25 protein-coding genes are annotated in these 23773 nt (G+C 69.0%); all 25 read left to right on the top strand.

The genetic code is table 11. The features are described 5' to 3' along the window. Positions 1-67: 67 nt before the first annotated feature. Complete coding sequence (locus VFL28_06900; protein ID HET7264381.1) at positions 68-409, top strand: phage holin family protein; 342 nt, start codon at positions 68-70, stop codon at positions 407-409. Next, entirely contained in the window at positions 406-1350 is a 945-nt protein-coding gene (gene rapZ / locus VFL28_06895) for an RNase adapter RapZ (GenBank protein HET7264380.1), read from the top strand. The genes VFL28_06900 and rapZ overlap by 4 nt, the downstream gene beginning before the upstream one ends. Continuing rightward, the gene (locus VFL28_06890; protein ID HET7264379.1) at positions 1347-2780 is read left to right on the top strand and encodes a gluconeogenesis factor YvcK family protein; all 1434 of its coding nucleotides are present in this window, start codon (positions 1347-1349) and stop codon (positions 2778-2780) included. Before rapZ ends, VFL28_06890 begins: the two co-directional genes overlap by 4 nt. Positions 2781-2991: 211 nt before the next feature. Further along, positions 2992-3297 carry an NADH-quinone oxidoreductase subunit A gene (locus tag VFL28_06885; GenBank protein HET7264378.1) on the top strand — a complete coding sequence of 102 codons (306 nt, stop codon included), beginning with the start codon at positions 2992-2994 and terminating at the stop codon, positions 3295-3297. 6 nt (positions 3298-3303) lie between these two features. Next, on the top strand, positions 3304-4284 hold the full coding sequence (gene nuoH, locus VFL28_06880; GenBank protein HET7264377.1) for an NADH-quinone oxidoreductase subunit NuoH: 981 nt from the start codon (positions 3304-3306) through the stop codon (positions 4282-4284). Next, entirely contained in the window at positions 4281-4775 is a 495-nt protein-coding gene (locus VFL28_06875) for an NADH-quinone oxidoreductase subunit J (GenBank protein ID HET7264376.1), read from the top strand. Before nuoH ends, VFL28_06875 begins: the two co-directional genes overlap by 4 nt. Further along, positions 4775-5083, top strand: coding sequence for an NADH-quinone oxidoreductase subunit NuoK (gene nuoK / locus VFL28_06870; protein ID HET7264375.1), 309 nt, complete (start codon positions 4775-4777; stop codon positions 5081-5083). Before VFL28_06875 ends, nuoK begins: the two co-directional genes overlap by 1 nt. Before the next feature lie 7 nt (positions 5084-5090). Next, the gene (nuoL, locus tag VFL28_06865) at positions 5091-6962 is read left to right on the top strand and encodes an NADH-quinone oxidoreductase subunit L (GenBank protein ID HET7264374.1); all 1872 of its coding nucleotides are present in this window, start codon (positions 5091-5093) and stop codon (positions 6960-6962) included. Beyond that, positions 6959-8467: an NADH-quinone oxidoreductase subunit M gene (locus VFL28_06860; protein HET7264373.1), complete on the top strand. Its 1509-nt coding sequence runs from the start codon at positions 6959-6961 to the stop codon at positions 8465-8467. Before nuoL ends, VFL28_06860 begins: the two co-directional genes overlap by 4 nt. Positions 8468-8477: 10 nt before the next feature. Next, the gene (locus tag VFL28_06855) at positions 8478-9959 is read left to right on the top strand and encodes an NADH-quinone oxidoreductase subunit N (protein HET7264372.1); all 1482 of its coding nucleotides are present in this window, start codon (positions 8478-8480) and stop codon (positions 9957-9959) included. Positions 9960-10198: 239 nt separating this feature from the next. After that, a complete protein-coding gene (locus VFL28_06850) occupies positions 10199-10549 on the top strand; it encodes a V-type ATPase subunit subunit G family protein (protein ID HET7264371.1) in 351 nt (116 codons plus the stop codon). After that, positions 10546-12501, top strand: a complete 1956-nt coding sequence (locus VFL28_06845) for a hypothetical protein (GenBank protein HET7264370.1) — start codon at positions 10546-10548, stop codon at positions 12499-12501. Before VFL28_06850 ends, VFL28_06845 begins: the two co-directional genes overlap by 4 nt. 59 nt (positions 12502-12560) lie before the next feature. After that, complete coding sequence (locus VFL28_06840) at positions 12561-12821, top strand: F0F1 ATP synthase subunit C (protein HET7264369.1); 261 nt, start codon at positions 12561-12563, stop codon at positions 12819-12821. Positions 12822-12839: 18 nt separating this feature from the next. Then, the gene (locus tag VFL28_06835; GenBank protein HET7264368.1) at positions 12840-13427 is read left to right on the top strand and encodes a V-type ATP synthase subunit E; all 588 of its coding nucleotides are present in this window, start codon (positions 12840-12842) and stop codon (positions 13425-13427) included. A 3-nt stretch (positions 13428-13430) separates the two neighbouring features. Continuing rightward, positions 13431-14456 carry a V-type ATPase subunit gene (locus VFL28_06830; GenBank protein ID HET7264367.1) on the top strand — a complete coding sequence of 342 codons (1026 nt, stop codon included), beginning with the start codon at positions 13431-13433 and terminating at the stop codon, positions 14454-14456. Then, positions 14449-14766, top strand: coding sequence for a V-type ATP synthase subunit F (locus VFL28_06825; protein HET7264366.1), 318 nt, complete (start codon positions 14449-14451; stop codon positions 14764-14766). Before VFL28_06830 ends, VFL28_06825 begins: the two co-directional genes overlap by 8 nt. Positions 14767-14783: 17 nt before the next feature. After that, positions 14784-16610, top strand: coding sequence for a V-type ATP synthase subunit A (locus VFL28_06820; GenBank protein ID HET7264365.1), 1827 nt, complete (start codon positions 14784-14786; stop codon positions 16608-16610). Between the two features lies 1 nt (position 16611). Continuing rightward, on the top strand, positions 16612-18027 hold the full coding sequence (locus VFL28_06815) for a V-type ATP synthase subunit B (GenBank protein ID HET7264364.1): 1416 nt from the start codon (positions 16612-16614) through the stop codon (positions 18025-18027). A 46-nt stretch (positions 18028-18073) separates the two neighbouring features. Beyond that, entirely contained in the window at positions 18074-18709 is a 636-nt protein-coding gene (locus tag VFL28_06810; protein HET7264363.1) for a V-type ATP synthase subunit D, read from the top strand. A 29-nt stretch (positions 18710-18738) separates the two neighbouring features. Beyond that, a complete protein-coding gene (locus VFL28_06805) occupies positions 18739-19644 on the top strand; it encodes a Clp1/GlmU family protein (GenBank protein ID HET7264362.1) in 906 nt (301 codons plus the stop codon). Next, positions 19641-20396 carry a DUF881 domain-containing protein gene (locus VFL28_06800; GenBank protein HET7264361.1) on the top strand — a complete coding sequence of 252 codons (756 nt, stop codon included), beginning with the start codon at positions 19641-19643 and terminating at the stop codon, positions 20394-20396. The genes VFL28_06805 and VFL28_06800 overlap by 4 nt, the downstream gene beginning before the upstream one ends. 4 nt (positions 20397-20400) lie before the next feature. Next, positions 20401-20769 carry a small basic family protein gene (locus tag VFL28_06795; protein HET7264360.1) on the top strand — a complete coding sequence of 123 codons (369 nt, stop codon included), beginning with the start codon at positions 20401-20403 and terminating at the stop codon, positions 20767-20769. Positions 20770-20924: 155 nt separating this feature from the next. Beyond that, positions 20925-21929 (top strand): type I glyceraldehyde-3-phosphate dehydrogenase, encoded by a 1005-nt coding sequence (gene gap / locus VFL28_06790; GenBank protein ID HET7264359.1) that lies wholly within the window; start codon positions 20925-20927, stop codon positions 21927-21929. A gap of 8 nt (positions 21930-21937) precedes the next feature. Then, positions 21938-23122 (top strand): phosphoglycerate kinase, encoded by a 1185-nt coding sequence (locus VFL28_06785; protein ID HET7264358.1) that lies wholly within the window; start codon positions 21938-21940, stop codon positions 23120-23122. Further along, a partial coding sequence (tpiA, locus tag VFL28_06780; GenBank protein ID HET7264357.1) for a triose-phosphate isomerase occupies positions 23115-23773 on the top strand: 659 nt, incomplete at its 3' end. The genes VFL28_06785 and tpiA, both read left to right, overlap by 8 nt.

Here is a 23773-nt window from a genome sequence, read left to right as displayed (position 1 = left end):
TTCCGGCCACGGCCCCGTAACGGGGCCGTGAGGGCAGGGTGCCGGGGCCTGTTATAATGGATGGAATATGGGATTTCTGATCCGCTGGCTGATCAACGCCGTGGCGCTCTACCTGACGACGCGGGTCGTGCCCGGCGTCGAGGTCACCAGTTTCGGCGGGACCGTGCTGGCCGCGCTGGTGCTCGGTGTCGTCAACGCGGTGCTGCGGCCGATCGTCCTGCTGCTGACGCTGCCGCTCAACATTCTGACGCTCGGCCTCTTCACCTTCGTCGTCAACGCCTTCATGCTCTGGATCGTCGCGGTCACGACGCATCAACTCGTCCTGACGAGCGCGCTCGCGGCCTTCGTCGGCGCCATCGTTCTAAGCGTGATCAGCTTCGTTCTGTCGCGCCTCGTGGCGGACGTATGAAATCGCTGCGGCCGGCGCCCGCGGAGGGCCGGGACCCGGCCGGCGGCCCTGCGCCGGACCGGGTCGCTCCGCGGACCGCCACGGACGACATCGAGTGTCTCATCGTCACGGGACTGAGCGGCGCCGGCAAGTCCCAGGCCATGCACGCGCTCGAGGATCTCGGCTTCTTCTGCGTCGACAACCTGCCGCCCGCGCTCGTGACGAAGTTCGCGGAGATCGTCCGCGAGTCGCAGGGCAGGATCCGGCGCGTCGCCCTCGTCATGGACGTGCGCGGCGGCGAGTTCTTCGACTCGCTCGACGCGGCCCTCCAGGCGCTCGCGGGGATGGGCATCCGCGCTCAGATCGTGTTCCTGGACGCGTCCGACGAGGTGCTGGTGCGGCGGTTCGAGGAGACCCGGCGCAAGCACCCGCTCGGGAGCAGCATCCTCGACGGGATTCGCAGCGAGCGCCGGCGCCTGCAGCCGCTCAAGGAACGGGCCAACAAGGTCATCGACACGACCACGCTGACCGCGCGCGAGCTGCGCGAGGAGCTGGCGGAGGCGTTCGTCCGGGCGGACGCGCAGCGGACGCTCACCGTCGGGGTCACGTCGTTTGGGTACAAGTACGGCATCCCGCTCGACGCCGACCTCGTGTTCGACGTGCGGTTTCTGCCGAACCCGCACTACGTCGAGACGCTCCGCGCGCTGCCGGGCAACAGCCCGGAGGTCCGCGAGTACGTGCTGCGCTCGGACGACACGCGCGAGTTCCAGCGGCGCCTCCACGATCTGCTGGGCTACCTCCTGCCGCGGTACACCGCCGAGGGCAAGTCGCACCTGACCGTCGCGATCGGATGTACCGGCGGCAAGCACCGGTCGGTGGTGATCGGCGAGGATCTCGCCCGCTTCATCCGCTCGCTCGGCTACACGGTGCGCCTGAAACACCGGGACGTCCGCAAAGAATGAGCCTCAACGGCGGCGCCGGCCGCGCGCGCAGCGCGGTGCGGCACTGGATCCGGTGGTTCGAGCCGGGGCTCGGCGTCAAGCGCTACATCCTTCTCATCGCCGTCGGGGTGCTGCTGGTCAGCACCGGCGTGGCCCTGATCGTGGACGTCAAGCTGCTCGGCGTTCTCGAGCTCGCCATCATCCGCGCGGTGGGCGTCGCCTACGCGGTGACCGGGCATGTGCTGTCGCCGATGTTGGGCGGCGTCGCGCTGCTGCTCGGCGGTCTCGGGCTCATCGCCTACGGGCTGCGCGCCACGATCCGGTCGATCGTCGACGTGTTCTTGCCGCGCGGCGATCCCCGCCTGGTTGAGCTGCTCGTGCAGCAGCGCGCCCTCCAACGGGGGCCGAAGATCGTCGCGCTCGGCGGCGGGACGGGTCTCGGCACGCTGCTGCGCGGCCTGAAGAGAGTGTCGACCAACATCACGGCGGTCGTCACGGTGTTCGACGACGGCGGCTCCTCGGGCCGGCTGCGGCGCGAGCAGGGCATCCTGCCGCCCGGCGACATCCGCAACTGCCTCGTCGCGCTCGCGGAGGCGGAACCGCTGATGACCCAACTCTTCGAATATCGCTTCAAAGGCGGCGAGCTCGACGGGCACAGCTTCGGCAATCTCTTCATCGCCAGCATGTCGCAGGTCGCGGGCGATCTCGAGACCGCGGTCAAGGAGAGCGGCAAGGTGCTCGCCATCCGGGGCCGCGTGCTGCCGACGACCCTCCACGACGTCACGCTGTGCGCGGAGTTCGAGGACGGCGGCGTCGTAGAGGGTGAGTCGGCGATCACAGGGGCCGGCCGCTCCGTCCGCCGCGTCTACCTCAACCCGTCGTCGGTGCCGCCGCTCGCGGACGTTCTCGAAGCGATCGCGGACGCGGACATGGTCGTGATCGGCCCCGGCAGCCTTTACACCAGCCTGCTGCCCAACCTGCTCGTGGAGGGCGTGGTGGAGGCGATTCGCCGGTCGCCGGCGATGAAGGTCTACGTCTGCAATGTGATGACGCAGCACGGCGAAACCCGCGGGTTCACGGCGTCCGACCACGTCCGCGTGCTGCTCGAGCAGGGCGGGGGCGGCCTCTTCGACTACGCGCTGATCAACACGAGCCGGCCGCGCAGCCCCGAATTGCTCGCGCGGTACGCGCAGGAGCACGCGGAGCCGGTGGAGGCCGACGTCGCCGCGGTCGAATCGCTGGGCGTGCGCTGCGTTGCCGAGGATCTGTTGAGCGAGGACGGGCTGGTCCGGCACGACGCGCGGAAGGTGACGGCCGTGCTGCTGCGCCTGCTGTCGACGGTGTCGCCGGAGCTCCGCCGCACGGCCTCAGCCGAGTTCGGCGGCTCGGCCCCGCGGGGGCCTCTGGGGGAGCGGGCGGCGGAAGGCGGCGCGAACGTCGCGCCGCTGTAAACTCGGCGCCGCCCCGGCAGGGTTGACACGCTTCGGCGACGGATACTACCATCAGCCGCGGTTCATCGCCAAAAACTTCGCAGAGCCGGCGACCAACTGATCTGAGAACCGGGTTCGCGCCACGCGTCCGCGCCGCAACACGTTCTAAGGAGGGACGACGATGCTGCTCGATTGGGGCTACGTCGCCATCTTCGCGCTCGTCGGCGCGGGGATGGTCTCGCTCCCTCTGCTCATCATCTGGCTGATCTCGCCGCGCAGCGACTACCCGCAGAAGTTCGAGACCTACGAGTCGGGCGTGCCTACGATCGGCCAGGCGTGGTCGCAGTTTCACGTTCGCTACTACCTGTTCTCGCTCGTCTTCGTCGTGTTTGACGTCGAGATCATCTACCTGTACCCCTGGGCGGTGGTCGCGCGCAGCCTCGGCCCGCTCGCGTTCTGGGAGATGTTGGTGTTTCTTGTGATCCTGGTGCTCGGCCTCGCCTACGCGTGGCGCCGCGGCGCCCTGGAGTGGACTTAGGCGGCGATGGACTGGCTCTGGGAGATCCTCCGCGCGTTCGTCGGCACGATCATCATCTTTTCCGCGGTGGCGTTCATCGCGGTCATGTTCGGCGTGCTGCTCGAACGCAAGATCAGCGCGTGGATGCAGAGCCGCCTCGGGCCGAAGCACGTCGGGCCGCAGGGCCTGCTGCAGACCGTGGCCGACACGGTTAAACTTCTGCAGAAGGAACACATCGTCCCGAACCGCGCCGACCGCCTCATCTTCGCGAGCGCGGTCGTCGTCGTGCCGCTGGCGGCGCTGCTCGACTACGTCGTCATTCCGTTCGGCACCACGCGGTCCGGGCCGCTGATCTTCCGCGATCTGAACATCGGCGTGCTGTACTTCGCGGCGACCTCGTCGCTGGTCGTGATCGGCATCCTGATGGCGGGATGGGGATCGAACAACAAATACGCCCTGCTCGGCGGCATGCGATCGGCCGCGCAGATGGTCACCTACGAGATCCCCATCGGGCTCGCGCTCGTGACGGTCGCGTTGATGGCGGGGTCGCTGTCGACCGTAACGATCGTCAACGGCCAGGCGCGTCTGTGGTACATCGTGGCCCAGCCCGTGGCCTTTCTGATCTTCCTCATCGCGGCGATCGCCGAGGTGAACCGCGTGCCGTTCGACCTGGTCGAGGCGGAGAGCGAGCTGGTCGCCGGCTACTTCTCCGAATACAGCGGGATGCGGTTCGCGCTGTTTCAGCTCGGCGAATACGGCGAGATGTTCGCGATGGCGGCGATGGCGGTTACGCTGTTCCTCGGCGGCTGGCGTGGGCCGGTGCTGCCGCCGGTGCTGTGGTTCGTCATCAAGCTGTACGCGTTGATCTTCGTCTTCATGTGGGTGCGGTGGACGTATCCGCGCTTCCGGATCGACCAGATGCTGAACTTTTCCTGGAAGGTCCTGATCCCGGTGTCCGTGCTCAACCTCGTCGTGACCGCGTTCGTCGTGGTGGTGGGACACCCGTGACCGGCGAGGCGATCGCCTTCTACGTGCTGGCCGCCGTCACGCTGGGCGCCGGCGTGGTGGTGGTCGCCAGCCGCAACATCGTGCACAGCGCCGCGGCCCTCGTGCCAGCGTTCCTCGGCGTCACCGGCCTGTACATTCTGCTGAACGCCGAGTTCGTGGCCGGCATCCAGGTCCTGATCTACGCCGGCGCGATCACCGTGCTGATCCTCTTCGCGATCATGCTGACCGAAGGCGGCACGGGGCTCGGGGGCCGGCAGCGCAACGAGCAGGCTGCGATCGGCACCGCGGTCGCCGCAGCGATGGCCGCGCTGCTGATCGCCGTCTCGACGCGCACCGGCTGGCCCGCGGGCGCCGGCGCGCTGCCGCCGTACACGCCCGGGGCGATCGGGCAGAGCTTTCTCCGTCAGAACATTCTGGTCTTCGAAGGTACGTCGATCGTCCTGCTGATCTCGCTGATGGGCGCGATCATGATCGCGCGGCGGGAAGATTGATGCCGGGCCTCGCGCACTACCTCGTCGTGAGCGCGCTGCTCTTCGCGCTCGGGCTGTTCGCGGTGGTCACGCGCCGCAACGCCGTGACGATCCTGATGGGCGTCGAATTGATGCTGAACGCCGCCAACATCAACCTGGTCGCCTTCAACAAGTACGCCGCGCCGGGGGCGATGCAGGGCCAGATCTTCGCGCTGATCGTGATCACACTCGCGGCGTGCGAAGCCGCGGTCGGCCTGGCGCTCGTGCTGGCCGCGTACCGGACCCTCGAGACGGTCTACGTCGACGAGATCAACCTGATGAAGTGGTGACCGCGCGGTGACCCACATCGCCTGGATCATCCCGCTGCTGCCGCTCGCGGCGTTCGCGACGATCACGGCCGTCGGGCCGCGCCTCCGGGGCCGCGGCGCCTACGTCTCGATCGCCGGCATCGTGCTGGCGGGGCTCGGCGGCCTGGTCGTGCTCGGCGAGGTGGCCGGCGGGGCGCGTGCCGATATCACCTATACGTGGGCGGTGCTCGGCGGCCGGCCGATCACGGTCGGCTTCGTCGTCGATCCGCTGAGCGCGATCATGCTGGCGATGGTCGGCGTGGTCTCGTCACTCATCACGATCTATTCGGTCGGCTACATGGCCGGCGACGAGCACTACCCGCGGTTCTTCGCGTACCTGTCGCTGTTCCAGTTCTCGATGCTGTTCCTGGTCCTGGCCGACAACTTTCTGTTCATCTACGCCGGCTGGGAGCTCGTCGGCCTGTGCTCCTACCTGCTGATCGGGTTCTGGTTCGAACGGCCGGCCGCGGCGAAGGCGGCGCTCAAGGCGTTCATCACGACCCGCGTCGGCGACTTCTCGATGATGATCGGCATCCTGATCATCTTCCTCCACACGGGCTCGTTGCGGTTCGACGAAGTGTTCAAGGGCATCCACACCGGCTCGCTCGCCGGGCCGCTCCTGACCGCCGCGGCCATCTTGGTCTTCGGCGGCGCGGTCGGCAAGTCGGCCCAGGTCCCGCTGCACGTCTGGCTGCCCGACGCGATGGAGGGCCCGACACCGGTCAGCGCGCTGATCCACGCTGCGACGATGGTCGCCGCCGGAGTCTACCTCGTCGCCCGCACCTATCCGCTCTTCCTGTTCACGACGGGCCAGGCGGGACTGACCGTCGTCGCCTGGATCGGCGGGGTCACCGCGCTGGCCGCGGCGACGATGGGGGTGGTCGAGAACGACATCAAACGCGTGCTGGCGTACTCGACCATGAGCCAGCTCGGCTACATGATGCTCGGCCTCGGCGTTCTCGGCTACACCGCCGGCATGTTCCACCTCATCACGCACGCCTTCTTCAAGGCGCTGCTCTTCCTCGGCGCCGGGAGCGTGATCCACGCCGTCGCGACCAACGACATGAAGCAGATGGGCGGATTGGCCCGGTACCTGCCGTGGACCACCTGGACGTTCGTCGCCGCGACGCTCGCGCTGACCGGCATTCCACCGTTCGCCGGATTCTTCAGCAAGGATCAGATCCTGGCCGCGGCGTTTGCGCACAACCGGGCGTTGTGGGCGGTCGGTGCGGCGGGGGCGTTCCTCACGTCGCTGTACATGGGCCGCCTCCTCTGGTACACGTTTGCCGGCACGTACCGCGGCGGCGATCCCCACGCGGCGGCCGCGCACGGGCACGGCGGTCCGCACGAGAGCCCCGCCGTGATGGTCGCGCCCCTCGTGATTCTCGCCGTCTTCGCGGTGTTTCTCGGCTGGATCGGCGCCGAGTCGCTCGGCAACCCGTTCGAGAAGTTCATCAACTTCCCCGGCGTCGAGCCGGCGCCGCCGAACTTCGGCCTGCTCCTCGGGTCGATCGCGATCGCCGTCGCCGGTTGGGTCGCGGCCGCGGCGATCTATGTCTGGCGCGTCGTGCCGTCCGAGTCGCTGCGGCAGGCGCTGCCGTGGCTGTATACGCTGCTCGCGCGGCGCTACTTCGTCGACGACCTCTATGCCTGGGTCTTCCTCGGAATCGGCGGCGTCGTGATGCGGCTCGCCGGGTTGTTCGACCGCCACGTCGTCGACGGCCTCGTGAACCTGATCGGCTGGCTGGCCCGGTGGTTCGGGCTCGGCCTGCGCTATCTGCAGACCGGGCGCGAAGAGACCTATCTGCTGATCGTGTTCCTCGGCGTCGTCCTCATCGTCGTCGTCAGGCTGGTGTGGTGAACGGCGTGCTGAGCCTCGTCCTCTGGATCCCCGCCGCCGGCGCCGCCGCGCTGCTCGCCGTGCCGCGCGGGCAGGTACGCACGATCCGTCTCGTCGCCCTCGCCGCGGCGATCGCGGACTTCCTCGCCTCGGTGTGGGCGGCGGCCGCGTTCGACTTCGGCCGCGCGGGGACTCTGCAGCTGACCGAGCAGGCGCGCTGGATTCCGTCCCTCGGCGCGACGTACCATCTGGCCGTCGACGGCCTCAGCCTGCCGCTCGTGGTGCTGACGACGCTGCTCACGCTCCTGTGCGTCGTGTACTCGTGGCGCGTGGATCTCCGGCCGAAAGAGTACATGATGCTGTTTCTGCTGCTCGAGACCGGGATGCTCGGCGTGTTCTTGGCGCTTGACTTCTTTCTGTTCTACGTGTTCTGGGAGGTCAGCCTCATCCCGATGTACTTCATCATCGGCGTCTGGGGCGGGCCGCGCCGGGTCTACGCCGCGGTCAAGTTTTTCCTGTACACGCTGGTCGGCTCGCTGGCGATGCTGCTGGCGATCCTGATCGTGTACTTCCACTCCTCGCCGCGGACGTTCGACATAGTGGCGCTCTTCCAGCAGAAGCCGCTGGCGGGGGACCTGCACCTCGCCACCCTGGCGTTCTGGGGCTTTTTCCTCGGCTTCGCCATCAAGGTGCCGATGTTCCCGTTCCACACCTGGCTTCCGGACGCGCACGTCGAGGCGCCGACCGCCGGCAGCGTTCTGCTGGCCGCGATCCTCCTGAAGCTCGGCACCTACGGCTTCGTGCGTATCCTGCTGCCGCTGCTGCCGGGCGCCTTCCACCTCATGGCGGGCATGGTGGCGGTTCTCGCCGCGATCGCGGCCGTCTACGGCGCGCTGGTGGCGATGGCGCAGACGGATCTGAAGAAGCTCGTCGCCTATTCGAGCGTCAACCACATGGGCTACGTGATGCTCGGCGTCGCCGCGGCGGCCGCCGCGGAAGGGCAGCCGGCGCTGCGCAACGCCGCGGCGATCGCCCTGAACGGCGCGACGATGCAGATGCTGGCGCACGGCGTGATCACCGGGGCGCTGTTCTTCCTCGTCGGCGTGATCTACGACTACCGGGCGCACACCCGCGGCGTGAACGATTTCGGCGGCCTGTGGGAGCGCCTCCCGGTGTACACGGGACTCACGATGCTGGCGATGCTGGCGTCGCTCGGTCTGCCGGGGCTGATGGGGTTCGTGGCGGAGTTCTCGATTTTCCTCGGCGCCTACCAGGTCTATCCGGCGCTGACCGTCGTGTCGCTCGTCGGCGTCGTGATCACGGTCGCGTTCTTCCTCTGGACGATCTACCGCATCTTCTGGGGGCCGCTGAACGCGAAGTGGGCCGGACTCCCCGATCTGGACGGTCGTGAGGCGTGGACGCTCGCGCCGCTGGCCGCGTTGATGATCGCCGTCGGGCTCTATCCCGCGCCGGTCGTCAACACGATCAACGCGGCAATGCTGGGCATCCTCAACCTCGTGCGATGAGGGCCGGCCGGTGACGGGAATCGACCTCCGGCCCCTGCTGCCCGAGATCACGGTCGGGATCCTGGCCCTCGGCCTGCTCGTGATCGACTTGATCGTCGCGCCGGAAGACCGCCGCCTCGTGGGGTGGACGGCGATCATCGGCCTGGCGTTCACGCTCGGCCCCTCCGCGGTGCTGATCGGCGGCCCGCGGTACCTCGTGGTGTTCGACACCTACGCGGTCGACCCGTTCGCCGGCTTCTTCAAGGTGGTCGCGATCCTGAGCGCGATTCTCGTCATCGCCGCGGCGATGGACTTTTTCCGGGACCACCCGACGGCGCACGAGGGCGACATCTACGTACTCATCGTGTTCATGGTGCTCGGCCTGTTCGCGATGGCGGCGGCGGCCGATCTGATCGTGCTGTTCCTCGCGATCGAGTGGGTGTCGCTGATCTCGTATGTGCTCGCCGGCGCCCTGAAGGCGAACCGGAAGAGCAGCGAGGCCGGTGTGAAGTACTTCTTCTACGGCGCCGCGGCGTCGGCCGTGATGCTGTACGGCTTCACGTACCTGTACGGGGCAACCGGCACGACGAACATCTACGCGCTGGCCTCGCGGCTCGGAGCCGCCCAGCCGGGGTTCCTCGTGGTCGCGGTCGTGCTGATCCTCGCCGGGTTCGGGTTCAAGATCTCCGCGGTGCCGTTCCACCAGTGGACGCCGGACGTGTACGAAGGCGCCCCGACGCCGATCGTCGCCTTTCTGTCGGTGGCCAGCAAGGCCGCAGGTTTCGCCGCCCTGCTGCGGATGCTCTACGTGGCGCTGCCGCCGGGGGCGTGGGTCGGCATCGTCGCCGCGATCTCCGTGCTCTCCATGTCGTTCGGCAATCTGCTCGCGCTGTCGCAGTCGAACATCAAGCGGATGCTCGCGTACAGCTCGATTGCGCACGCCGGGTACATGCTGATCGGCGTCGTGGCGCTCTCCGCCGGGCCGGGGGTGCTCGGCTCCGGGGTCTCGGCGCTGCTGTTCTACCTGATGGGCTACCTCTTCACCAACATCGGCGCCTTCACCGTCGCCATCGCCGTAGCCCGGGCGAGCGGCACGGACGCGATCGCGGGCTACGCCGGGCTCGGCCAGCGATCGCCGTTTTCGGCGACGCTGATGGCCGCGTTCATGCTCGCCCTCACAGGCATTCCGCCGACCGCGTTGTTCTGGGGAAAAGTGTTTCTCTTCAGCGCCGCGATTCAGTCCGGGTTCCTCTGGCTGGCCGTGGTCGGCATCATCAACAGCGTGGTGTCGCTCTACTACTACGTGGGCGTCATCCGGGCGATGTGGCAGATGCCCGCCGCCGGCGGCGAACCGGCGGCACCTCCGGCCGGCGAGCCGCTCGGCGGGCCGGTCGAGACGCCGCTGTTGCGGGGCGTGCTGGCCGTGACGGCCGCGGGCGCGCTCGTGCCGGGGTTCTTCCCGGATGCGCTCATCCGCTTCGCCCAGGCGGCATCACTGCTGTTGAAGATCTAGACACCGGCGTCGCCCCGGCGCGGGACTAGGCGTCGGCATGCGACGGCGTCGCCCCGGTGCGGGACTAGCCGTCGGTATGCGACGGCGTCGTCGAACCGTTGTTTGGCTTCTTTCTTGACACCATTTTGGGGGGTTGTTACGATGTTGGCCGCAGTGGAGCGCCAACGTCCGCGGGCCGGCAGGCGGCTCAACCACGGTCTACGGACGGTATTTTTTTGTTCCACGCAGGAGCATGCGAGATGACCGCACACGATTCCCCCGGCAGTCAATCGGGTGAAGCCCTGCTCCGCGAGATCGCGCAGCGCGAACAGGAGCTGCAGCGCCAGGTCGCCGACGCTCGCGCCGAGGCTACCCGGCGCGTGGAACAGGCACAGCGGCAGGGCGAGGAACTGCGCGCGCGGGCCCGCGACCGCGCCCGCGACATCGCGTCCGGCGCCTCCGCGGAGGCGTCACGCGAGGCCGAGCGCATCGGGAAGGAAATCGTGGCGCGCGCCGAGGCGGAAGCCGCGGCCATCCGCAAGCAGGCGGAGGAGCGGCGCGCCAAGGCGGTCGAGCTCGTCGTCCGCGAGGTTCTCGGGAGCCAGGCATGATCGTATCGATGAGCCGGGTGACCGTGCTCGGGCCCCGGCGGCTGCAGGCGGACGTTGCCGGCGCGATTCAGGGCCTCGGCAGCCTGCATGTCGACCACGTCCGGCCGATCGAGGACGGCATCGGCCCGCGGCCGCTCGACGCACGCGACCAGGCGGCGCGCGAAACGATCGACGCGGTGCGCACCCGCGCCGAGGCGATTCTCGCGCTCCTCCCGGCCCTCGAGATTCCGCCCGTGTCCACCGAACCGTACGAAACGCAGTCGCCCGAGGCGCTGCGGGCGCGGCTCGACGCCGTGGAGACGCAGGCCAAGGATCTTACGCGGCGCCTCTTGGACGCGGAAGAGGAGCAGGAGATCCTCCAGGCCTACGGGCGCGCGATCGAGATCCTCGCGCCCCTGCTGGCTCCGCTGCAGGGCAGCCGCACGCTGGAGGCCGCCGGGTTCCTCATCGACGCGAAGCCGGGCGCGCTCGAGGCGCTGCGCGGCGAACTGGCCGCGGCGACGCAGGGCAGGGTCGAGGTGGTGAACCGCGCGCTCGACGCGCACCGGCTCGCCGTCGTGGCGGCGTACGCCCGCCGCGACGCGGACGCGGTGCGACCCGTGCTGACCCGTGCCGGGGCGAGCGAACTCCGCCTGCCCGCCGGCGTCCGCGGGATGCCGCTGCCGCAGGCCGTGACCCACCTCCAGGAGCGGGCGCGCGTGCTGCCGGGCGAGATCGAGGATTGCCGGCGGCAGCTGATCGAGCTCAGCCGGCGGCACCGGCCCGAAGTGACGGCGATCGCCGTGGTGGCGCGGGACGCGGTGCACCGCTACGAGCTGATGGCGCAGACGCCGCAGTCGCGGTACGCGTTCGTGCTATACGGCTGGGTGCCCAGCGCCCGCGTCGCCGCGGTGCGCGAGGGCCTCAAGAAGCGATTCGCGGACGGCGTCATGGTCTTCGACGAGCCGGCCCCCGTGCACCACGCGGAAGCCGTGCCGGTGCTGCTCGACAACCCCGGATGGCTCAAGCCGTTCGAGATGTTCCTCGCGATCTTCGACCCGCCGAAGTACGGAACGCTCGATCCGACGATCTGGTTCGCGATTTCGATGCCGCTCTGGGTCGGTCTCATCATCGGGGACGTCGGATACGGCCTGTTCCTGCTGGGAATCACGCTGTGGCTCGCGGGCAAGGCGCGGACGGGGAAGCCGTGGCGCGTCGTTCTGGCCGGCATGGACTTCGGGTTCACGCTGACGCCGGTCGTGATGCGGCGCGTCGTCGCGCTGCTCACGTGGATGACCTCGTTCACGTTCCTCTTCGGGATCGTCTTCGGCGAGTTCTTCGGCGATCTTCCGCAGCGGCTGTTCCCGGGCTTCCATCCGATTTTCGACCGGCTCGAGGGGATCAATACCTACCTCTATCTGTCGGTGGGCTTCGGCCTCGCCCAGGTCTACCTCGGGCTCTTCATGGAGATGGTGAAGGCCGTCCGGCACCGTGAGCGGACGGAATTTCTCGAGGCGGCGGCGCTTCTCTTCGGCGGGACGACGGTGTTCCTGTGGCTCGCGACGCAGGTGCACGTGCTGCCGTCGTCGTTCTTCAGCCCCGTCATGCTGGGGTGCGCGGTGCTGTTCCTCCTCTCGCTGCTGTTCTCGGCCAGCTTCGGCAGCGCGATGTGGATCATGGAATCGATCTCGACGTTCGGCGCGATCATCTCGTACGCCCGAATCTTCGCGGTCGGCGTCGCGTCGCTCGCCCTCGCCATCGTGGCGAACACCATCGGCGGGAAGGCGCCCGCGCTGATCATCGGCATTTTCGTCGGCGCCGTCGCGCACATCATGTTCTTCGGCCTGACGATCATCGGGCACATCCTGCAGCCCGCCCGGCTCAACTGGGTCGAGTTTTTCTCCAAGTTCAAATACTACCAGGACACCGGTCGACCGTACCGGCCATTTCAACGCAGCGGGGGTGGAGCGTGAAGTCTCGGAAAGTGTGGACGGTTCTCGGCCTGACGGCCGTCGGGCTGATGCTCTTGGCAATGGGAGCGGGCGCGCAGCAGGCCGCGCAGGCGGCGGGGGCCGGCACGGGGGCGGGCCTCTTGGGCGTGGGCGCGGGCCTCGCGATCGGCCTCGGCGCGGTCGGCACCGGCATCGCGCAGTCGCGTATCGGCGGAGCGGCGGCGGGCGTCATCGCCGAGCGGCCGGAGATGTTCGGCACGATGCTGATCCTGCTCGTGATCCCCGAGACGCTGGTCATCTTCGGATTCGTCATCGCGTTCTTTCTGTACGGCAAGATCTAGGGCGGGCGGAGCGGTCGCGTGGGAACGCAGCTGATGCAGCTCCTCGAGCAGGAAGCGCGGGTCGAGAAAGACCAGGCGCTGAACGAGGCGCAGGCCAAAGCCGAGGAGGTCGCCGCGGCGGCGGCGCGGGAGGCCGAGGAGATCGAGGCTGAGGCCCGCCGGCGCGTGGAGGCGGAGCAGGCCCAGGCCCGGGCGCGGGCGACCAGCACCGCGAGCCTGCGCGCGGCCGCGCTCGTGCTGGCCGCGAAAGACGAGGCGATCCGCAAAGTGTTCGAGCAGGCGGAAGCCGAGTTGCGCACCGGCGCGGCCGGGGCCAACTCGCAGCGGCGCGGCGCGGTGCTCCGCGGGCTGCTGCGCGAGGCGGCGCGGGGCCTCTCCGGCCGCCTCACGGTGGAGACGGCACCCGCGGACGTCCAGACGGTTCGCGACGCGTGCCGCGAACTCGGACTCGACGCCGAGGTGCGCGAGGCGCGGGACGTCGCCGACGGTGTCCGCGTCGCCTCGCCGGACGGCCGCGTGGTCGTGGAGAACACGATCGGTAGCCGCCTGAGCCACGCCCGGCGGGAGATGGTATCCCGGGTCGCCGAGACGTTGTGGAGCCGGTGAGGCGTGGGTGATTTTTCCTACATAAACGCGCGGGTCAAGGTCATGAAATCCCAGCTCCTTCCGCCGTCGCGTCTGGAGGAGCTGCTTGCGGCGCCGGATGTCCCCGCGATTATTCAGGCGCTCGTCGACACCCCGTACAACGCCGAGCTGCAGGAGGCCCTCAGCCGGTTCGGCGGCGTGCGGGCGATCGACGAGGCGCTGGCGCAGAACTTCTACCACGCGACCCGCCGCATTCTGAGCTTTGCCGACGGGGCGGAGCGGCGCCAGATCGAGGTCGTCCTGCTGCGCTATGATCTGCAGAACATCCGCGCGATCGTCCGCGGCAAGCACACGGACAAGCCCGACGACGACATCCTGTCCACCCTTTACCCGGGCGGGTCGCTCAGCGAGGTCCGGCTGCGCGAGCTGCTCGAGCAGCCCGACCTGCGCGCGATCGCGGACACGCTGCAGACCTGGATGCATCCGCTGGGCCGGGCGCTGCGGGAAGGCGCGGATGCCGCGCAGCGGAGCGGCGGCCTGCTCGACGTCGAACTCGCGCTCGACCGTGCGTACGCGCAGTACGGCTACCGCGTTGCCGACGGCGAAGGGGACGGCGAGACGAGCTTCCGCCGCTTTCTCAGCGCGGAAGTCACCGCCACGAACTTCAAGACCGCGCTGCGTCTGCGGCGGATCCGGGAGCTCCCGCGCGAGGAGCGGGACCAGTTCTTCGTGCTGGGCGGTGCGATCTCGCGGGAGCGGTTTCTCGTACTCGCCGATCCGCAGACCAGCATCGCCGACGTCCAGGGCACGAAGATCCTCGGCGTGGATCTGACGGGCACGGAAGACCTGCTCGAGATGGAACGGTTCGTCGACCGCGGGGTCCAGCGCATGGCCGCGCAGATGCTGCTCGGCGATCCGCTGGGCATCGACGTGGTCGTCGGCTACCTCACGCGCAAGGCGGCGGAAGTCGCCAACGTGCGCGTGATCGCGCACGCGCGGCAGCTCGGGCTTGCGACGGACGTCGCGCGCCAGGAGATCGTGAATGTATAAGGTCGCGGTGATCACCGATCCCGAGACGGCGACGGGGTTCCGTCTCGCGGGCGTCGAGGTCCGCGAGGCGGGCACGCCCGAGCAGGCGCTCGAGCTGATCCGCGAGCTGACCGCGGCCGGCTACGGGCTGCTCGCGGTGAACGAAGACCTGCTGCACGGCACCGAGGACGCGCGGACGCGGCTCCTGCGGGGCCGCGACCTGCCGCTGATCGTGCCGCTGCCCCCGGCGCGCGCGAACCTTGAGTCCGGAGAGGCGTACATTTCCAGGCTGGTGAAGGAGCACATCGGATTCGCCGTCAAGCTGCGGTGAGAGACGGAGGAGAAGGGATGGCGGCACCAACCGGCAAGATCACGCGTATCTCGGGCCCCGCGGTCATCGCCGAAGGTCTGGCCGGCGCGCGGATGTACGACATCGTCCGCGTCGGCAAGGAGAAGCTGATCGGCGAGATCATCCGCCTCGACGGCGACACGGCGTTCGTCCAGGTCTACGAGGACACGTCGGGCCTGTACGTCGGGGAGCCGATCGAGTCGACCGAAGCCCCGCTCGCCCTCGAACTCGGCCCGGGCATGCTGAGCAGCATCTACGACGGCATCCAGCGGCCGCTCGACAAGATCCGCGACGCGCAGGGCGACTTCATCTCGCGCGGCGTGGTCGTCGACTCGCTGGATCGGGCGAAAAAGTGGGCGTTCAAGGCGTCGGCGAAGGCCGGTGAGCGGGTCGGGCCGGGCGACGTGCTCGGGGAGGTCCAGGAGTACTCCTACGCCCACCGGATCATGGTGCCGCCGGACGCCCCGGCCGGTGAGATCGCCGAGATCAAGAGCGGCGACTTCACGGTGACCGATGTCGTCGCCCGCCTCACGAACGGCGCCGAGCTGCGGATGATGCAGACGTGGCCCGTGCGCGTGCCGCGACCCGCCGCCCGCAAGCTCGACCCGACGGAGCTGTTCATCACCGGCCAGCGGATCCTGGACGTGCTGTTCCCGGTGGCGATGGGCGGGACCGCGTCGGTCCCCGGCCCCTTCGGCAGCGGCAAGACCGTCGTGCAGCAGACGCTCTCGAAGTGGTCCAACGCCGACATCATCGTCTACGTCGGCTGCGGCGAGCGCGGCAACGAGATGACCGACGTGCTGACGGAGTTTCCGGAGCTCGAAGACCCGCGCAACGGCCGGCCGCTCATGGAGCGGACGATCCTCGTCGCCAACACCTCGAACATGCCGGTCGCGGCGCGCGAGGCCAGCATCTACACCGGGGTCACGATGGCGGAGTACTTCCGCGACATGGGCTACCGCGTCGCGCTGATGGCCGACAGCACGAGCCGCTGGGCGGAAGCGCTGCGCGAGATTTCGTCCCGCCTGGAGGAGATGCCGGCGGAGGAAGGCTACCCGCCGTACCTCGCGAGCCGCCTGTCCGCGTTCTACGAGCGGGCGGGACGCGCCGTCGTCCTCGGCAAGGACGAGCGCATCGGGGCCGTCACGGTCGTCGGCGCCGTCTCGCCGCCGGGCGGCGACCTGTCCGAGCCGGTCACCCAGAGCACGCTGCGCATCGTCGGCACGTTCTGGTCGCTCGACGCGCAGCTTGCCTACCGCCGCCACTTCCCGGCGATCAACTGGAACCGGTCCTACAGCCTGTACGAGGCGCTGCTCGCGCCGTGGTACGCGAAGCAGGTGGCGGAGGATTTCGCCGACCAGCGCACGTGGCTGAGCGCGATCCTCGCGCGCGAGGCGGGCCTGCAGGAGGTCGTCCAACTGGTCGGCCCCGACGCGCTCCAGGACGCGGAGCGCATGGTGATCGAGGCCGGGCGCATGATCCGTGAATTCTACCTGCAGCAGAGCGCGTTCAGCGACGTCGACGCGTCGTGCTCGCTCGAGAAGGCCTACGGGATGATCCAAGGGATCCGGGCGTTCTACGAAGCCTCGCTCGAGGGTCTGCAGCGGGGGATGACGATCGACGAGATCCTCAACCTGCCGCAGAACGAGCGGATCGCGCGGTTCAAGGAAGTGCCGAACGACAAGTTTCCGGCGGCGCTCAAGGAGTTCATGGACGGGCTCGCGCAGACGTTCGCGAAGGCAGGCGGCGAGGCCGCCGCGGGGACGAGCCCGCGGGATGCGCAGGCGTCGGCGGGCGCGGCGTCGGGCGACGGGCGGAGGAGCTGACATGGATCTCGCCACCAAGCGCTACACGAGCATCAACTACATCTCGGGCCCGCTGCTGTTTGTCGAGGGCGCCCGGGACCTCGCCTACGGCGCGATCGTCGAGATCCACGTGCAGGACGGCAGCGTGCGCGGCGGGCAGGTCATCGAAGTCTCGGAGAAAAACGCGGTCATCCAGGTGTTCGAAGAAACGCGCGGCATGGACCTCGCGAAAACGTCGCTCAGCCTGCGCGAGGACGTCGCGCGGATCGGCGTCAGCCGCGAGATGATCGGCCGGCGGTTCAACGGTCTCGGCGATCCGATCGACGGCCTGCCGCCGATCATCCCCGAGAAGCGCCTGCCGATCCTCGGCGCCCCGATCAACCCGGTGGCGCGGGAGAAGCCGGCGGAATTCATCCAAACCGGCATCTCGACGATCGACGTAATGAACACGCTGGTCCGGGGCCAGAAGCTGCCGATCTTCTCCGGCGCCGGCCTGCCCGCGAACGAGATCGCGGCGCAGATCGCGCGCCAGTCGAAAGTGCTCGGCGAGGCGGAGCAGTTCTCGGTCGTGTTCGGCGCGATGGGGATCACTCAGCGCGAGGCCGCGTTCTTCATCCAGGAGTTCGAGACGACGGGGGCCCTCGCGCGCAGCGTGGTGTTCATGAATCTGGCCGACGACCCGACGATCGAGCGCCTGATGACACCGCGGACCGCGCTCACCGTCGCGGAGTACCTCGCGTACGAGCTCGACATGCAGGTGCTCGTCATCCTCACCGACATGACGAACTACTGCGAGGCCCTGCGCGAGATCGGCGCGGCGCGCGAAGAGATCCCCGGGCGCCGCGGCTACCCCGGCTACATGTACACCGACCTCGCCAGCATCTACGAGCGCGCCGGCCGCATCAAGGGCAAGAAGGGCACGATCACGCAATTCCCGATCCTCACAATGCCGGACGACGACATCACGCACCCGATCGCCGACCTTACCGGCTACATCACGGAGGGCCAGCTCGTGCTGGCGCGGCCGCTCCACCGGCAGGGCATCTACCCGCCGATCAACCCGCTGCCGAGCCTCTCGCGGCTCATGAACAACGGCATCGGACGGGGCCGCACGCGCGAGGACCACCGGCAGGTCGCCGACCAGCTCTACTCCGCGTACGCGCAGGGCCTCGACCTCCGCCGACTCGTCGCGATCATCGGTGAGGAGGCGCTCACCGAGAACGACCGGCTGTACCTGAAGTTCGCCGACTCGTTCGAGAAAGAGTTCATCAACCAAGGCAACAGCGACCGCTCCATTCAGGACTCGCTGACGCTCGGCTGGAAGCTGCTGTCGGTGTTCCCGAAGACCGCGCTGACGCGCATCAGCCGCGACCACGTAGACAAGTACTACTACGGGGAGCAGGCCGACAAGATGTTCCGCCCCGGCGAGGTGCGGTAGGGGCGGGGTCCCCTCCGTCGCTCGGATAACATGAGGAGAAGCCGTTATGGCTGAGACGATCAGCCCCACCCGAATGAACCTGCTGCAGCGCCAGAACCAGGTGAAGCTGGCGCAGCAGGGTGTCGACCTCCTGAAGAAAAAGCGGGACGCGCTTGTGGCGGACTTCTTCAATATCGTGCGGCGGGCGCTGGCCGCGCGCGAGAAGCTCACGCAGTCCGCGGAGCAGTCCTACACGCTGCTCGGGCTGACCAAGGCCGTCGAGGGCCGGGAGACGCTCGAGGCCGTCGCGCTGGCGGATCCCCGCCGCCTGGAGGTCGGGATCGACACCAAGAACGTCTGGGGCACGCGTATCCCCAGCATCGCGACGAACGGCGTCAAGCGGTCCCTGCTGGAGCGCAACGTCGATCCCGCGTCCGTGTCGGCGCGCACGATCGAGAGCGCCGACCGGTTCGAAGACGTCGTGGACGCGCTCCTCGAGGTGGCCGGGACTGAGATCACGTTGAGGAAGATCGGCGAAGAGATCAAGAAGACGACGCGCCGGGTCAACGCGCTGGAACAGGTCGTGATCCCGCGTGTGCGCGGCGAGATCCGGTACATCCGCGACGTGCTGGAGCAGCGGGCCCGCGAAGACGTCTTCCGGCTGAAGCGAATCAAGCAGAAGCTGGAGAGCGCGAAGAACTGAACGTCCCGGGCGGTGGCGATTGGCACACGGTGGCTTCCGCCGTCGTGGCCTTGCCCGGAACCGTGATGATGCTCGGGGCGGTGGACGTCGGCAAGACGACCACCGCGACGCATCTGGCCGCCGCGGCCGCGCGCGCGGGCGTCGCGGCGGCGGTTGTCGACGCCGATACGGGCCAGTCTGATCTGGGGCCGCCGGCCGCCGTCGGCTGGGGGCCGGTGCGGACGCCGGTCCGCCGCATGGATGCCATTCCGCCGGCCGGGCTCTGGTTCGTCGGCGACACGACCCCCCAGCGGGTGTACCGGTACCTTCTCCAGGGAACGCTCGAGCTGACCCGGCGCGCCCGGCGCGAGGGGGCAGAGATCGTGGTCGTCGATACGACGGGGTGGATCGAAGGCGCGGGCGCCGCCGCGAAAGTCCGTAAGATCCGGCTGCTGGCCCCGCGGCACCTCGTGGCCATTCAGCGCGGCTGCGAAGCCGAGCCGATTCTCGCGCGCGTTTCTCATGACACCGTCGTGCACAGGCTGCGCCCCGCGCCCGCCGTCAGGCGCCGCTCGGCCGCGGAACGGCGCGCGCGTCGCGAGGGGCGGTTTGCCGCCTACTTCGCCGGGGCCGCAGAACTCGTGCTCGATCTTCGCGACGTGATTCCGCAGCGCCCGGCCGTCTATCGCGGACGGCGGGTCGCACCGTCCCGCGTCCTTGCCGACATCCCTCGGGACGCGCTCCGACACCTGCTGGTCGGGCTGGCCGCCCGCCGTGGTACCATCATGGCGATGGGTACAATCGTCGACGTGGACCCGGTGGGACGGCGGCTCGTCGTAGCGGCGCCGGATGTCGCGGCGCGCGCGGTCCAATGCGTCCAGTGGGGCGTGCTTCGGGTGACGCCGAGGGGCCGCGAAGCGGGCCGCCTCTTCGATCGGATGGGAGCGCCCGCATGAGGTTCCGCGGGCGCGCCGCGGGTGCGGGCATCCGCCGGTGGCAGGTCGCGCTGACCGCCGTTGCGGTTGCGGTCGGCTTCGTCTTTGCCGTGCAGTCACGCACAGAACAGTCGATTGAAACCGGCCTCCAGGTCAGCTCGGGCCGTCTCGACGAGGTGGCCTACCGGTACCGTGCGGAGGAAGGGCGCCAGGCGGCGATGCGCGCGGAGATCGCCGATCTCCGACGCGAGATCGCGGACGACGAGCAGCGCGCCGCGGGCGATCGGCGCGTCGCCGCTTCCCTGACGGAAGACCTCGCCAAGTTGCGGTCCGCGGCCGCCCTGACCGCGGTGCGCGGGCCGGGTGTGTCGGTGACGATCACCGACAGCCGGAGGCCGCTTCGGCCGGGCGAGGATCCGAACCTGGTGCTGATCCACTACTCCGACGTTCGCGCCGTGGTCAACATGCTGTGGGCGGCGGGGGCCGAAGCCGTCGCGGTGAACGACGAGCGCATCATGGCGACGACCGGTTTGTCGTGCGTCGGGACCACAATCCTGTGCAACACGCGGCGCATGGCCCCGCCGTACCGGATCGTCGCCGTCGGCAACACGGACGCGATGATGGTCGCCGCGCAGGCGCGCGGCGGGATTCTGGACCAACTGCGGGCGTTCGAGTTCCCGGTGACCGTGACGCCGGGCACCGACCTGTTGGTGCCCGCGTACAGCGGCGGGTTCGTGTACCGCTACGCTAAGCCGGCCGGGACGGGAGGGTAGCGCTGTGTGGCTGCCGATCGTAGGTCTCCTGGCCGGCCTCGCGCTCGGCCTGCTGGTCAGCGTTCAAGTCCCGCTCAGCTACGTAAAGTACAGCGCCATCGCGATCCTGGCTTCGGTGGATACCATCCTGGGCGGGATCCGGGCGCAGTGCGAGCGTCGCTTCGACCTATGGGTGTTCTTGTCGGGGTTCGTCGTGAACACCGTGTTCGCGGCGGCCCTCACCGCGCTCGGCGACCTGCTGGGGCTGGACATCTACCTCGGGGCGGTGATCGCGTTCAGCATCCGGATCTTCAATAATATCGGCTTCATCCGGCGCGATCTGCTGGGGCTGGTCTGGCGGGACCGGCCGTCGGAGGTCGAGGAGCCGGGATAGCCGGTCCGCGGCGTACGGCTCACGTCCGAGCGCGGATCGGACCGCCGCCGGATAGGATGCGCCCGGGCACAGCGTTATGGATTGACTCGGGGCATGACACGCGCGCGCAGGGCGCGCGCGTACGACGGTAGTTGTTCACGACGGGAGGCGGACCGATGCCACGCGTGGGGATCAACGGATTCGGACGGATCGGGCGGCAGGTGCTGCGGGCGATTCTCGAGCGCCATACGAACCTCGAGGTCGTCGCGGTCAACGACCTGACCGACGTCAAGACCAACGCGCACCTCTTCAAGTACGACAGCACCTACGGCCCGTATCGCGGGACGGTCGAGGGCCGGGACGGCACGCTGGTCGTCGACGGCCGCTCGATCGCCGTCATCGCCGAGCGCGACCCCGCGAAGCTGCCGTGGAAGCAGTACGGCGTCGACGTCGTCATCGAGTCGACCGGCCGCTTCACCGACGCGGGGAAGGCGGCGGGCCACCTGCAGGGCGGGGCGAAGCGCGTCGTGATCAGCGCGCCGGCGACCGGCGAGGATCTCACGGTCAACATGGGCGTGAACCACACCGCCTACGACCCGTCGAAGCACAAGGTGATCAGCAACGGCTCCTGCACCACCAACTGCCTGTCGGTGACCGCGAAGGTGCTCGACGAGAGCTTCGGCATCGCCGGCGGGTTCATGAACACGATCCACTCTTACACGAACGACCAGGTGATCCTCGACACGGTCCACAAGGATCTCCGGCGGGCCCGCGCGGCCGGGCTGAGCATCATCCCGACGACCACCGGCGCGGCGAAGGCGATCAACCTCGTGCTGCCCGGCCTGAAGGGCAAGCTCAACGGCCTGGCGATGCGCGTGCCGACGCCGACGGTCTCGGTGGTCGACCTGACGGTGTCGCTCGCGAAGCCGGCGACGGCGGAGCAGATCAACGCCGCCTACAAGCGCGCCGCGGCGGAGGAACTGAAGGGTCTTCTCGGCTACAGCGACGAGCCGCTCGTTTCCGTCGACTACAAGGGCGATCCGCGCAGCGGCATCATCGACGGCCTGTCCACGATGGTCGTCGGCAGTCTCGCGAAGGTGCTGTCCTGGTACGACAACGAGTGGGGCTACTCGTGCCGGGTGGCGGATCTCGTCGCGTACATGGTCTCGCGCGGCGTGTGAGCGCCGCGGTGGGCACGAAGAAGAAGACCGTTCGGGACATCGACGTCCGCGGCAAGCGGGTGTTCGTCCGCGTCGATTTCAATGTGCCGCTCGACCGCGGACGGATCACGGACGACCAGCGTATCCGCGCCGCGGTGCCCACGATCCAGTACCTGCTGGATCACGGCGCGATGGTGATCTTGGCCTCCCACCTCGGGCGGCCGAAAGGGCCCGACGACTCGCTGCGCATGGATCCGATCGCAGCGCGCTTGAGCGAACTGCTTCACCGGCCGGTCAAGAAGGTGGACGACTGCGTGGGCCCCGTCATCGAGGATCAGGTCTTCTCGATGCGCGCGGGCGACGTGGTCCTGCTCGAAAACCTGCGATTTCACCGCGAGGAGGAGGCCAACGAGCCCATCTTCGCCCACGCCCTGGCCCGCCTCGCCGACGTCTACGTGAACGACGCGTTTGGGACGGCCCACCGCGCCCATGCGAGCACGGTCGGGATCACGCAGTATCTTCCCGCGGTCGCCGGCCTCCTGATGGAGCGCGAGCTGACCTTCCTCGGCAAGGTGCTCGAGCATCCGTCCACGCCGCTCGTCGTGATCCTCGGCGGCAAGAAGGTGGAGGACAAGATCGGCGTGATCCGCAATCTGCTTCGCCTGGCGACGACGATGCTGATCGGCGGGGGCATGTGCTACACCTTCCTCAAGGCGGCGGGGGCGCAGATCGGATCGTCGCTGCTCGAGGCGGAGAAGCTCCCGCTCGCGTCCGAGCTGCTGCGCGAGGCCGAGTCGCGCGGGGTCACGATGGTGCTGCCGATCGACGTCGTTGCGGCCCAGAAGGTCGAGGCCGGTGCGCCGACCCGGATCGTCGACGCGCGGGCGATCCCGGACGGGTGGCTCGGCGTGGACATCGGACCGCGCACCGTCGCGGCGATGGGCGCGCCGATCGCGGGCGCCGCGACGATCCTCTGGAACGGACCGATGGGAGTCTTCGAGATCCCGGAGTTCGCCTCCGGCACTCGGGCGATCGCGAAGGCCGTCGCCGAGTCGTGCGGCGAGTCGATCGTCGGCGGGGGCGACACGGGGGCGGCCGTCGAGCAGTTCGGCTACGCGGACAAGGTCACCCACGTCAGCACGGGCGGAGGCGCGACGCTGGAGTTCATGGAGGGCAAGATCCTGCCCGGCATCGCGGCGCTGCAGAATGCCTAAGCGCGTCCCGTTCATCGTCGGTAACTGGAAGATGCACATGACCCGGGGGCCGGCGGAGCGTCTGGCGCGCGACGTGACCGCGGCGATCGCGAATGTCCGCGGGGTCGACGTGGCGCTCTGCCCGCCCGCGACGGCGCTCGATGTTGTCGGCCGCGCGCTCGCGGGCACGACCGTCGTGCTCGGCGCCCAAACGATGCACGAGGAAGACAAAGGCGCGTTCACGGGGGAGATCAGCCCGTCGATGCTGGTCGACGCCGGCTGCAGGTGCGTCATTCTCGGCCACTCGGAGCGCCGGCAATGGTACGGGGAGACCGACGCGGCGCTCGAGCGCAAAGTGCGCTCCGCGGTCATCGCGAATCTCCTGCCCATCATCTGCGTGGGCGAGCGCCTCGTCGAGCGCGAGGCCGGCCAGACGGATGCGCTCGTGACGATGCAGGTGGAAGCGGCCGTGGGCGGGCTCGGCGGGCGGCCCGCGGTGCCGCTGGTCGTGGCCTACGAGCCGGTCTGGGCGATCGGCACCGGCCGCACCGCGACCGGCGAGGAGGCCAACCGGGTCGCGGCCCTGATTCGCTGGGTCGCGGCCTCGCGCTGCGGCGCCCAGGCGGGCGACACGCTGCGCGTCCTCTACGGCGGCAGCGTCAAGCCGGACAA

The sequence above is a fragment of the bacterium genome (genome assembly GCA_035691305.1).
GTDB lineage: Bacteria > Sysuimicrobiota > Sysuimicrobiia > Sysuimicrobiales > Segetimicrobiaceae > DASSJF01.
The sequence above is the reverse complement of the archived record's forward strand: the minus strand, read 5'-3'. Positions and strand labels throughout refer to the sequence as shown.